Raw genomic sequence first — 12,630 nt, forward strand, 5'->3', positions numbered from 1 at the left:
AAAGGAACACGTAAAATGAAGAAAAAGATAAAAATGGCCGTTTTATTTGTCGTAATTACAATATTGGTTTTTTTATACGCACATATTGATAAGAACAGGTATTTGTATGACACGGATACTCCATCTGAGGATTATGTAAGTACAGGGGTACTGCTGGAGGGAGATCTCATCACCCAGACATTTGTGTGTGAAGAAGAAATACTGGATGGTATCAATCTGAAATCGACCATCGTTGGCAGCGCGGAAAATGTTGCTTTGGAATATGCTGTGCAGGATAATGGGACGAATGAGATTATAGGTGGTACAATACAGGGAACGGAAATAAAAAACAATAAGTTCAATAAGTATAAATTTCAACGTATAAGCGGTACAAAGGGAAGAGAATATACGATTATTCTGAAAGCAACCGGTACCGATGAAAACAATGGAATTAGTTTTTATGTGGACCCGGCAGAAAACAGGCAGGATACTTTGTTCATAAAGGATCAAAAGAGTCAGGGGACTTTGGTGGCTAGAACGTTAAGTCATAGATTTGATCTGGAGACATTTATTGTATTGTTGGGATTTGTAGCATTTGTCACTGGATTTATAAAGGTACTGTATAAATTATTTAAGTAAGGAGTTAAAATGAAGAACAGATTTGCAGTCACTGCATGTAGATTTCATGCGAAACATAAAAATAAACTACTGATTATGGGGTGGTTCTGGAATAATCTGAAGAATGATAATAAATTATATGTACTGTTGGATAAAAAAAGGCTGCGGGTTGATATAGAAGAAAGGGATATGTTTATGAGCGAACTGCGCAGCAAAGATGGAAAGCTCATAACGAAGCAGTATTATCTTTGGGTGGATCTTCCAAAGGACTGGAAAGCAGCGAAAAAATTGCGGGTTATTAATGACTATGGCACCAAAAGAGATGTTTCCTGTATGCTCACAATTGATCGGCTGAAGAGGATTGAAGGAAAGCTCCCGAAGTACATTGACAAAGGAATCGTTACAGAAAGTGGGTTTAGCATTTCTGGCTGGTACATTGACACGGATCATGTAAAGATTGGTTTTTATGACATGGATGGGAAGCAATATCCAGTTACAATGGTTTCTAAAAGACGCAGTGATGTACTTCGGCTCTATCCAGAAGTTGAAGAGGAAGATGTCGTAGGATTTACTGCATCTTATAAAGGTGAAGTGCCCAAGAAAGTAAGAGTACATCTTCAGTCAGACTCAAAGAAGACAGATTATGTTATGCCACTGCGTATGTCAGCCTTAGAGAAAAAGGGGGCTGGGCTTAAGAAGGGATTTGAGAAGGCAAAAGGCTATTACCATCAATATGGGGCAGGGTCTACAATTAAGAAGATTCTTGGGAAGATTACAAAGCGTGATAATATCAGTTACAGAGAATGGTATAAGGCACAGACTCCTTCAAAAGCGGCTCTAGCAGAGCAGAAGAGAAAAAAATTCTCCTATATGCCAAAGATTTCAATTGTTGTCCCATTATACAAGACACCTGAAAACTATCTCAAAGAGATGATAGAATCTGTAAAAGAGCAGACATATTCCAATTGGGAATTATGTCTTTCAGACGGCAGCGGGAGTGATTCACCAATTAAGAATTTGCTGAAGACTTATGAAAAAGAGGATAAGCGAATTAAGGTGGTTTATCATAACAAATCCCTTCATATTTCAGATAATACAAATGCAGCACTGGAGATTTCCACAGGTGACTATATTGCATTTGCGGATCATGATGACCTGCTGGCCCAAAATGCACTGTATGAATGTGTATCTGAATTGAATAAGGATCAAAATATAGAAATTCTATATACAGACGAAGACAAAGTGGACATGAAGGGAAAAGAACATTTCATGCCACATTTTAAGACAGACTTCAATATCGACATGCTTAGGAGTGCAAATTATATTTGCCATCTGTTTATAGTAAAACGGGAGATATATGAGAAGGCAGGTATGCTGAATCATGAGTTTGACGGGGCACAGGATTATGATTTTGTATTACGTTGTGTAGAGCAGACAGACAACATCCGGCATATACCAAAGATCTTATATCACTGGCGCGCGCATAAGAATTCAACGGCCGAGAATCCGGAAAGTAAGAAGTATGCATTCAGAGCCGGAGCGAAGGCGATTCAGGCTCATTATGACAGAACCGGAATACAGGCAGAAGTGAAGATGACGCCATATGACGGGCTGTACCGCACCAGGTATATTTTGAAAGACTCCCCCCTTGTTTCCGTAGTGATACCTAATAAAGATCATACGGAGGATCTGGACAAATGTATTCGTTCATTGGAAGAAAAAAACAAATATACGAATATTGAGTACATTATTGTTGAAAACAACAGCACGGATCCAGAGACATTTGTATATTACGAGAAACTGGAAAGTAAGTACCCGAAGGCAAAGGTCGTTAAATGGGATAAAGAAGGTTTTAACTATCCGCTGATCAATAACTTTGGCGTAGAACATGCAAACGGTGACTATATCCTTTTCTTAAATAATGATACGGAGATTCTGGTGGAAGATTGTATAGAAGAAATGATGGGATATTGTATGCGTGAGGATGTCGGGGCAGTGGGAGCAAGGCTGTACTACGAAGACAATACCATACAGCATGCAGGTGTCATAGTAGGGCTTGGTGGTATTGCCGGTCACGCATTTGTCGGATATGATCAGGATGATCCGGGATATTTCAGAAGAATCGTGACTGCACAGGATTACAGCGCTGTAACAGCTGCCTGTATGTTGGTGAAACGGAAGGTATTTGAAGAAGTTGGCGGTTTTGATGAGAAATTTGCTGTAGCATTTAATGACGTTGATTTTTGCCTGAAGATACGAAAGGCTGGATATCTGATCGTCTATACTCCTTATGCAGAATTAAAGCATTATGAATCCAAGTCCAGAGGATATGAGGATACGGATGAAAAAGTGAGGAGATTTAACTCAGAGATCGAACTGTTTTCGAAAAGATGGGCCGACTTTCTGGAAAAAGGAGATCCATACTATAGTCCGAACCTGACATTGGATAAGAACGATTTTAGCATTAACGTGCATATGCGGTAGAATTGAAAAGAAGGACAGGATGACTCCGATAGCGAGTCATCCTGTCCTTCTTATTTCCTGAAAAGCTTTCGCGTAAACCAGTCTCTGGCATAGGAGAATGTATTTATGATCAATTCCAGTTCTATCATAAAGTAGTTCGGCAGATGCAGAAAACGGAAAGGAACCTTTTTCTGCTTTTTTAATGTCTGAAGACCTTCTGAAATTCCTTCCCGGTAATCTTTCCCAAACCCTGTCTTTAAGAAAAAGAGGTATTTGATACAATAACCGGCCGCCAGAGGCAGAATGTTAAGCAACAGCTGTAAAAACGGCATGTTTTTGTAATTCAGCCAGACACTGTTGCGGGCGGATAATTTTACTTTGAAGGAATTATACTTGGAGCCGCTTGTCCCGCTTCCAACATGATAAACAAGTGCTGTCGGGGAATAAATATTACGGTAGCCGTAAATTCTGGCACGGTAGCCGATATCGATATCTTCCAGATAGGCAAAGTGGTTTTCATCAAAATAGCCGATCTTATCAAATACGGACCTCCTGTAGATGGCAGCACCGGCGCAGGCGGTAAAGATTACGGACGGTTCCGTGTAGTTTGTGACCGGGCGCCCGCTCCCCCGGCAGATTCCCCAGCCGATCAGGGTATACAGGTCCCCGGCGCTGTCGATCAGATCCGGGTGGTACATCTGTACCATCTTACTGCTGACCGAAAAGATGCGGGGTGAGCGCCGGATGGCCCTCACCAATTCCCCTACGTAATGGGCATCGACAGTGGTGTCATTATTCAGCAGGATGACATATGGGGTGTCCGCATGGCGGATTCCTTCATTGACAGCCCTGCTGAACCCGTAATTTTTGTTCAGGGCTATGACCTCTATATCCGGATAATGTTCTTTCATATAGTCAGGACTGCCGTCAGTAGAGGCGTTATCAACAACCAAAACCTTAAAATCAGTGAATGTCTGGCAGGCTAAAGAATCCAGACAAGGCTTCATAAAATGCTTTCCATTATAATTCGGAATAACGATAGTAACTTCCATGAGTGTATATCCTCGGTTTCTATAATATCTGCTTATTATATCAGAGAACGGGGTGGTATGCAATTACAGACTCGGGGTTATCTTGAATTGCGGTGCCCAATATGGTATAATGCTCGCACTTGGCGAGGTACTTTCGAGCCTAGTAAGACATACACCTAAATACTTAACGAGGTATTACACGAGTTTAGTATTTATGGTACAATGATTCAAGTTCTTAAGAAAACGCAGGAGAAAAAGATGAATATAAAAGAGTACATAAAAAATTATAAAAAAGTATTTTTATCAGCATGTCTGTTTTCGCTGCTTTGTTTTTGTTACATGCTGGTTAAACCGGGGATCTCGATTGATGAGGAAACATGGATCCAGATTGAAAAGCCGTTTGCCATGTGGCTAGTCCAGGGACGGTGGGGTATTGATATTTTTAATTTCCTTTCTATGGATCAGGGGCGTTATGCCCCGGTTATGTGGGACATACTGGCTATCCTGTCATGGAATGCGGCGGGGGTTCTGTTCAGCTATACTCTGTTTGGAGACAAGGTGAAGAAAGTCCCGTTGTTTTTCTTTCAGGCATATTTGTGTTCACTGCCGTTTGTATTGGGGGAGATGTTCTCGTTTTCCATGTTCAGCTTCCAGATCGCTCTGGGGATGCTGAGTGTGGCTGCTGCATTTCTATATAGTGTCCGGGCAGCGCAAGGCGGGGGAAAAAGGGTGTGGGTGGCTGCGCTTTTGTTTTTAGTCTATGCGTTTGCCGTATATCAGGCATATATCTGTGTCTATATCACGGCAGTGGCCGTATATTGTTTCAAGGCATATCTGGAGAAGGAAGACCATCTGGTATACCGTATCTGCTCCTGGGCGTTGCTCTGCCTTCTTGGGATAGGGATTTACTATGGTGTACATATCATATTAATGAAAGCTGTCGGGACCTCCAGTTATCTGACGGATAACTATGTCGGCTGGTTTGAGGAAGGCGGGATATTAAAGGCTCTGTTTATGGCTGTTGCCAATATTGCAAGAGTATCATTTGCAGTGCCGGTTGCCGGGGAAACGATATATGGAGGTGAAGTGATCAGAATTGTCACACTTGCCTTCCTTATCTTCGTTATATGGCAACTGGTAAAAGAAAAGGGCACTGCAAGAAAGGCAGGAGTTCTATTCTATGCTTTTGTCCTTACAGCAGCCCCGTTCGCATTGTTTCTGGCATTAGGAACTTATAAGACCCACGGCCGTGTACTTCTGGGACTGTCCCTTGCAGGGGCAGCAGAATTATATATGATGCTTATATGTATAAAGCGGGAAAACTTAAAAAAGGCTGGTATTGCAGCCGCGGCGTATCTGCTGTTTTTAAATGCAAAGAATATGAATATGCTGTTTTATTCTGCAAATGTCGCATATGAACATGACAGAACCGTAGCAAATCAGGTTATGTATGATATCAAAAAACTTGGATATGATTATCACAGCAAACCCGTTGTCTTTTTAGGAATGGAAGATATGGATGAAGTGGGCCTGCCTGTTTCGGATACTGTTGGAAGTTCTGTATTTGCATGGGATGACGGCAATATTGCAAGGATGTGCAATTTTATGAAGACAGAAGGCTACCGCGTAACAGCACCGGAACCATCTGTCATTCAGTCAGCCTTGGAACTAAAAAGCAGGATGAATATCTGGCCGCAGGAGGGAAGCATTGCAGAGACAGAAGAGTCCATCATTGTATTCTTTTCTGAACCGAGTGAAAAGTGGTATACAATTAATCAGGTGGAGAGAAAATGAAGGTGAACAGGGACCACGATTCCTGCCGTATATTGTGTTCCTATATTACGAAAATATTAAGAGAATGTTAAGCGTCTGGTAGATTTTGCTTGTCCTTTTGAAAAAAGTATTGTATCATATAACAGATAATGCAGGATATAATAAATATGTTAGATGAATGACGACAATATAAAAAACAAATATAGACGTTAGAAAAGCGGGTGAATTTGTTGATTAAGGATAATCAGAAGTATTTTAACCGGATACAGGTCATTGTAGACGGTTTTATTGTAATGATTTCGTATGTGATTGCATGGTACTTACGGTTCAGGAGCGGGTTCTTTGAATTGGATGCATGGTATCTCCCTCTGGAAGTATATATGCAGGCACTTATTTATATTGTACCGGGATATTTGGTGCTGTATGCAGTATTTTTGCTGTATACCCCCAAACGGGTGCAGGGAAGACGGCTGGAAGCGTGGCATATAACACAGGCCAATGTCATAGGCCTGATGAGTTTCATTTTAATTTTATATGTGACGAATGAGCCTAACTTTTCAAGACTGATGATTTTTGTGTTCTTCGTTGTGAACGTATTTCTGGAAGTTCTGGCCCGGAATCTGATCCGTTACTTCTTACGTAAAATCAGGCGCAACGGGTACAACCAGAAACACATGATTCTGGTAGGATACAGCCGTGCAGCGGAGCAGTATATCGACCGCATTGCGGCTAATCCGGAATGGGGATATTCTGTAAGAGGAATCCTTGACGACCATCAGCCCAGAGGGATGGAGTACAAGGGTGTGAAAGTAATTGGGAGCATTGATAACCTTCTTATTATACTTCCTCAGAACAGAGTAGATGAGATAGCTATCACTCTGGGGTTAGATGAGTACCATAAATTGGAGTATATCGTGAATATGTGTGAAAAGTCCGGTGTGCATACAAAGTTTATTCCTGACTATAATAACATTATTCCGACGAAACCTTATACAGAAGATTTACTGGGACTTCCTGTTATTAATATCAGGCATGTCCCGTTAAACAGTACGGTTAATAAAGTCCTGAAAAGAGCAATGGATATCTGCGGGGCTGTGTGTGCACTGATCTTATTTTCACCGGTCATGCTGTTCACGGCAGCAGCGATAAAAGTGACATCTCCGGGACCGCTTATCTTCAAGCAGGAGAGAGTGGGGCTTCAGAACAGGCCATTCTCAATGTACAAATTCCGCTCAATGGTTGTACAGGACGCTGATAAGGAAAAAAATAAATGGACGACAAAAGATGATCCGAGGGTTACAAGAATTGGCAGGTTTATCAGAAAGACGAGTATAGATGAACTTCCCCAATTGTGGAACGTATTAACAGGCGACATGAGCCTTGTCGGTCCCAGACCGGAGAGGCCTTTGTTTGTTGAGAAATTTAAAGAAGAGATCCCGAGATATATGGTAAAGCATCAGGTGCGTCCCGGCTTAACCGGATGGGCACAGGTGAACGGATATCGTGGGGACACTTCTATAAAGAAGCGTATCGAGTATGACCTATACTATATTGAGAACTGGACGATTGGTTTTGATTTTAAAATCTTATTCCTGACAATATTCAAAGGATTTGTGAATAAGAATGCTTATTAAGAGCGAGTAAATAAGGGGATATAATATGGCAAGAAAGAAATCCAAAGTGAAAATGACAAAGCAGCAGCGTGCTTTGTTACATAAGAAGAAACTCAGAAGAAGAATTGTACTTCTGGTGGTGGAAATCATTCTGCTCGGGGTTTTGGGCGCGGCGGCATATGCTATGTCAAAACTGGACAAACTGGATTATAAGACAATTAATGAGGATAACCTGGAGATATATCAAGATACAGGTGAATTTACCAATATTGCTCTTTTCGGCCTCGATTCCAGAGAAGGAGAGCTGGACGGGGGTGTGCGCAGCGATGCAATTATGATCGCCAGTATCAATAACAAGACAAAAGAGGTAAAAGTTGTTTCTGTGTACAGGGATACGCTGACGCAGCAGGCTGATGGGACTTATGACAAGGCAAATGCGGCTTATTCTTATGGAGGGCCTGAAGAGGCAATTTCACTTCTGAACCGTAATTTTGATCTGGATATAAAGAAATATATGAGTGTTAATTTTAATGCTTTGGCTGATGTGATTGATCTGCTCGGAGGCATAGAACTGGAATTGACAGACGAAGAGGTGTTTTGGACGAATGGATATTGTACAGAGACCTCAAGAGTGGTTGGAAGGGAAACAACAGAACTGACAAAGCCCGGAAAGCAGACACTGGATGGTATACAGGCTGTTGCCTATGCCCGAATCCGTAAAACAGAAGGCAGTGATTTCAAGCGTACGGAACGACAGCGTCTGGTTCTGGAACAGGTAGCTAATAAAGCCAAGACGGCAAATATATCTACACTAAATAAGATTATTGATCAGATATTCCCACAGGTATCGACGAATCTGTCAGCCAATGACCTTCTTGGCATGGCGGCCAGTGCAGTCCAGTATCAGATCGGGGAGATGAGCGGATATCCGTTTGATGTTGCTACACCTGATTCAGTGATCGGACTGGAAGGGTCATTTGTTGTTGCGATTGGTGCTGCTGACAATGTCAAACAACTGCACGAGTTCTTATTCGGCGAAAAGGATTACCAGGTTTCCGATAAAGTAAAGGAAATCGATAACGATGTTGCCTACCTCTCGGGAATCAGCGGCAGTGATTATGAGACTCCCGTAGATGACGGCAGTTATACGGATGACAGCGGCTATGTTGATAATGGATATTCAGACGATGGCTCAGAAGAAAATTATCAGGACAGTACCTATACAGATGGGGATGCTCAATGGTAACAGAAGAAAATATGAAATTAAAAACAGTAGATATTATAATCCCTGCATATAAGCCGGGTGGAAAGTTCGACCTGCTGATTCAGCGGCTGTTAAGACAGTCTTATCCGATTCAGAAGATTATAGTGATCAACACGAAGGCGGGCCCGTTCCCGTGGGAGACAGTGGGACTCGATCCAAAGATTCTTGTCAGGGAAATAAGCAGCCGGGAGTTTGACCACGGCGCCACCAGAAACATGGCTGTTGGTATGTCGGACGCAGAGATTGTTGTTTGTATGACACAGGATGCAGTACCGAAAGATAATAAGCTGATTGAAAACCTCATTGCAGTATTCGATGATGAAACCATTGGATGTGCCTATGCGAGACAGCTGCCGGATGATAAATGCGATGTGATCGAACGTTATACAAGAAGCTTTAATTATCCGGTCAAAAGTTTTATAAAAGACAGCAGTTCTATTGAAAAAATGGGAATAAAAGCGTACTTCTGTTCAAATGTCTGTGCCGCATATAGGAGAGCCTATTATGAGGAAGCGGGCGGTTTTGTGAAGAAGGCAATCTTTAATGAAGATATGATCATGGCAGCGCGTATGCTGAAGCTGGGATACAGATGTGCTTATGTTGCAGAAGCGGAAGTAATACATTCTCATAATTATACGTGTATACAACAAATGAAGCGGAATTTTGACCTGGCCGTCTCCCAGGCTGATTATCCGGATGTATTTCAAGGGGTAAGATCAGAAAGTGAAGGGATAAAGCTGGTCAGTATGTCTGCGTCTTATCTGGTTAGAATCGGGAAACCGTGGCTTATTGTGAAGCTTATAATTAAGAGTGCTTTCAAATATCTGGGTTTTCTTCTTGGAAAGAATTACAAAAAACTGCCACAAAACCTTGTACTAAGATGCTCTTCAAATCCTAAATATTGGATAGATGTGAACAAAGAATCACAAAAATGTGATTGAAGTTTATGCAAATTTATTGTATGATAAAGTGTAATCGTGAGTAAATAATTTATCAGGAAGGGTTTACAATGGCGAAAAGAAGATATGAAAAGCGCAGAAGAAGATCACGCCGTGGATTTATGGCATGGGCCATGTGGAAAAAAGTTCTGGCGATAGCAGGTGGGGTATTGGTACTGCTTATGACAGCAGGAGTGGCTTTTGCGGCATCGAAGCTGAATAAGATAGAGACAACGCAGTTAGATACATCGAAACTGAATATTTCAACAGAAGTTGAGCATAATGAAACCGGATATTTAAATGTTGCACTTTTTGGGCTGGATTCAAGAGACGGAACACTGGGGGCAGGAGAACGGAGTGATACTATCATTATTGCCAGCCTGAACAGGGAGACAAAAGAAGTCAAGCTCTGCTCCGTATTCAGGGATACCGTCCTGGAACAGCCGGATGGTTCATATAATAAGGCAAATACGGCCTATGCGACGGATGACGCAGAGGGAGCGGTGGCAATGCTGAACAAGAATCTGGACATGGATATCAAGCACTATGTTACAGTCAATTTTAATGTGCTGGTAGATGTGATAGATGAGCTTGGCGGGGTCGAACTCGATTTGACGGATGAGGAAGTATTCTGGACCAATGGATATTGCACAGAGACTTCCAGAGTTACAGGGAAGACAACGACAGACCTGACAAAACCTGGTAAACAGGTGCTGGATGGTGTTCAGGCGACTTCTTACTGCAGGATCCGTTATACGACAGGAGACGATTTTAAGCGTGCCGAGCGCCAGCGCAATGTTTTGGAGCAGATAGTGATAAAGGCACAGAAAGCAGACTTGTCAACGATTAACCGTATTATAGATAAAGTATTTCCAAAGGTAGCTACTAATTTTACACTGACTGAGATCCTGGCTTATGCGAAGGATGCGTTTGACTATAAACTAACAGAGATGAGCGGTTTCCCGTTCGATAAATCGACATCGACGCTGACAGGTGTGGGAAGTTCTGTTATCGCTGACGATCTGGAAGATAATGTGAAGCAGCTGCATCAGTTTTTCTTTGGCAGTGACGGGTACAGTCCATCGTCGACGGTGACATCACTCAGCAGTTCCATACAGGCATTCGCATCTGGAAGTTATACGACAGAAGACCCGTCTGTTTATGAGACGCCGGAAGAGAATTATTACTATGCAGATCCCGGGACAGGGACAGACAACGGATATACGCCGCCAGCAGATACTACAGATACAGGGAACACAGATCCGTCCACCGGTGGTGAGAATGGAGCAGCAGACGGTGGTAATGCAGGAGATACCGGCGGGGCGGATACCGGAGGAAGTGGTCCGGCAGATACCGGAGGCACTGCTGACCAGAATACGGCAACAGAATAATAAGACAAGTAAAAGAGGTAGGAACAGATGGAGAAAATAATAAAAAAAGCAGGGGCCCTATTATTAGCAGTATGTCTGACGGTATCATGTTTCACCATGCAGGCATTTGCCGCGGAAGGTACACTTCAGTTTTCAGATCCGTCCGGGGCAGCAGGGGATAAAGTAACTGTTACATCCAAGGTAAATGCTGGCGGAAGTGCACTCGGGGATATTGATGTTACGGTAACATATGATGCGTCAGTCCTTAGGTTCGAAAGTGGTACGAATGCGACAGGCGGGGATGGAACGGTAAAGCTTTCATTCAAGGGTGACGGTAATACTTCAGAGGCTGCTTTCTCAATGGAATTTACTGCTTTAAAGGAAGGTACGACCAAACTTCAGGCATCAGATTATACGGCATACCTTTACAATGATGAGGCACTGAATCTGGACACAGGTGATTCTACGGTTACGATTGAAGGCGGAACTCCGGTAGAAGATGGTGGTCAGGACTCAAATAAGGAAAAAGCGGCGTCAGGAAGCCTTCAGGTAGATGTTGACGGGAAATCCTACACTGTTAATGCAAATTTTTCAGAAGCAGCGGTTCCGAAGGGATTTACTGCGGTAGATACAGAGCTTAACGGAACAAAAACAAAAGCTATGTATCAGGAAGTAAGCGGACAGTATATTTATTATCTGGAGGACAGCGAAGGAAATTCCGATTATTTTCTATACAGTACAGATGACGGTTCATTTACACAGACAGAAGTGATTGATGTTAATTCAGATATCTCCATTTTTCTGATGAACCACAAGGATAAAGAGGGACTGCCTTCTATTTATCAGGAGACAACAACAGATATAGGCGGCAAGGTGTTCACTGCATGGCATAATTCAACAGATGAAGCATATTATCTTGTTTATGCCCTGAGCAGTGAAGGAACACAGGGATATTATCAGTATGATGAAACTGAAAAGACATATCAGAGGTACACAGTCCCGGCGGCAGAGAAGCAGGAAAGTTCATCTAATACACTGACGGATAAGATCGTGAATTTTATAGAAAAGCATCTGACGATTGTCATGTGTGCAGTGTGGGGGCTGATCCTTCTTCTGTTAATCATCATCATTGTGGTTGCGGTAAAACTTTCTCACAGGAATCAGGAACTGGATGAACTGTATGATGAGTATGGACTGGGAGATGACGAGGATGATAATATGCCCCGTGTCAAGAATAAGTCCAGAGACCAGTTCATTGGTTTTGACAATGAAGAAGAGGACGACTTTGAAGATTACGAAGAAGGCAGTGACTATGAGGAAGACGATGACTTCGAGGAATATGATGACGAATACGAAGATGAGTATGACGACGGCTTCGAGGAATATGACGATGATGAGTTCTATGATGACGAAGATGATTATGAGGCAAAACCGTCAAGAAAATCAAAAAAAGGTGATGATGACGATTTTTCAGTAGATTTTATTGATCTTTAGAATCGGGATAAAGTGTTCTTATAAGCGTATGAGAGATAAAATGATATAAAGAAACCGGGAAATTTTCTGGACAGATAACAGCGTTCC

Annotated in this window: 9 protein-coding genes; 8 read left to right on the forward strand and 1 reads right to left on the reverse strand. The window is 42.3% G+C overall.

Going from position 1 to position 12,630, the window contains the following annotated elements; translation table 11 throughout:
* Window positions 1-15 precede the first annotated feature (15 nt).
* A complete protein-coding gene (locus tag ABIN22_RS02735; protein WP_346906416.1) occupies window positions 16-618 on the forward strand; it encodes a hypothetical protein in 603 nt (200 codons plus the stop codon).
* Between the two features lie 9 nt (window positions 619-627).
* Window positions 628-3,081: a glycosyltransferase family 2 protein gene (locus ABIN22_RS02740; RefSeq protein WP_346906418.1), complete on the forward strand. Its 2,454-nt coding sequence runs from the start codon at window positions 628-630 to the stop codon at window positions 3,079-3,081.
* Between the two features lie 50 nt (window positions 3,082-3,131).
* Here ABIN22_RS02740 and ABIN22_RS02745 read toward each other — a convergent pair whose 3' ends face one another.
* Window positions 3,132-4,112 carry a glycosyltransferase family 2 protein gene (locus ABIN22_RS02745; protein WP_346906420.1) on the reverse strand — a complete coding sequence of 327 codons (981 nt, stop codon included), beginning with the start codon at window positions 4,110-4,112 and terminating at the stop codon, window positions 3,132-3,134.
* A 237-nt stretch (window positions 4,113-4,349) separates the two neighbouring features.
* Here ABIN22_RS02745 and ABIN22_RS02750 point away from each other — a divergent pair, with 237 nt between their 5' ends.
* The 6 genes from ABIN22_RS02750 to ABIN22_RS02775 all read left to right on the forward strand — a co-directional run bounded on the left by ABIN22_RS02750 (window position 4,350) and on the right by ABIN22_RS02775 (window position 12,543).
* Complete coding sequence (locus tag ABIN22_RS02750; protein ID WP_346906422.1) at window positions 4,350-5,885, forward strand: glucosyltransferase domain-containing protein; 1,536 nt, start codon at window positions 4,350-4,352, stop codon at window positions 5,883-5,885.
* Window positions 5,886-6,094: 209 nt separating this feature from the next.
* A complete protein-coding gene (locus ABIN22_RS02755) occupies window positions 6,095-7,498 on the forward strand; it encodes an undecaprenyl-phosphate glucose phosphotransferase (RefSeq protein WP_109729422.1) in 1,404 nt (467 codons plus the stop codon).
* Window positions 7,499-7,523: 25 nt separating this feature from the next.
* Window positions 7,524-8,723, forward strand: coding sequence for an LCP family protein (locus tag ABIN22_RS02760; RefSeq protein WP_118619030.1), 1,200 nt, complete (start codon window positions 7,524-7,526; stop codon window positions 8,721-8,723).
* 11 nt (window positions 8,724-8,734) lie between these two features.
* On the forward strand, window positions 8,735-9,682 hold the full coding sequence (locus ABIN22_RS02765; protein WP_346906424.1) for a glycosyltransferase family 2 protein: 948 nt from the start codon (window positions 8,735-8,737) through the stop codon (window positions 9,680-9,682).
* 68 nt (window positions 9,683-9,750) lie between these two features.
* On the forward strand, window positions 9,751-11,070 hold the full coding sequence (locus tag ABIN22_RS02770) for an LCP family protein (RefSeq protein ID WP_109729420.1): 1,320 nt from the start codon (window positions 9,751-9,753) through the stop codon (window positions 11,068-11,070).
* 27 nt (window positions 11,071-11,097) lie between these two features.
* Window positions 11,098-12,543, forward strand: a complete 1,446-nt coding sequence (locus ABIN22_RS02775; protein WP_118619026.1) for a cohesin domain-containing protein — start codon at window positions 11,098-11,100, stop codon at window positions 12,541-12,543.
* Window positions 12,544-12,630: the final 87 nt, after the last annotated feature.

Origin of the sequence: Faecalicatena orotica (assembly GCF_905197545.1) — a bacterium.
Lineage (GTDB): Bacteria > Bacillota > Clostridia > Lachnospirales > Lachnospiraceae > Faecalicatena_A > Faecalicatena_A orotica.

Excerpts from the sequence above, each read along its gene's own strand:
- ABIN22_RS02735 (WP_346906416.1), top strand. The coding sequence starts at position 16 with ATGAAGAAAAAGATAAAAATGGCCGTTTTATTTGTCGTAATTACAATA.
- ABIN22_RS02740 (WP_346906418.1), top strand. The coding sequence starts at position 628 with ATGAAGAACAGATTTGCAGTCACTGCATGTAGATTTCATGCGAAACAT.
- ABIN22_RS02745 (WP_346906420.1), bottom strand. The coding sequence starts at position 4,112 with ATGGAAGTTACTATCGTTATTCCGAATTATAATGGAAAGCATTTTATG.
- ABIN22_RS02750 (WP_346906422.1), top strand. The coding sequence starts at position 4,350 with ATGAATATAAAAGAGTACATAAAAAATTATAAAAAAGTATTTTTATCA.
- ABIN22_RS02760 (WP_118619030.1), top strand. The coding sequence starts at position 7,524 with ATGGCAAGAAAGAAATCCAAAGTGAAAATGACAAAGCAGCAGCGTGCT.
- ABIN22_RS02765 (WP_346906424.1), top strand. The coding sequence starts at position 8,735 with ATGAAATTAAAAACAGTAGATATTATAATCCCTGCATATAAGCCGGGT.
- ABIN22_RS02770 (WP_109729420.1), top strand. The coding sequence starts at position 9,751 with ATGGCGAAAAGAAGATATGAAAAGCGCAGAAGAAGATCACGCCGTGGA.
- ABIN22_RS02775 (WP_118619026.1), top strand. The coding sequence starts at position 11,098 with ATGGAGAAAATAATAAAAAAAGCAGGGGCCCTATTATTAGCAGTATGT.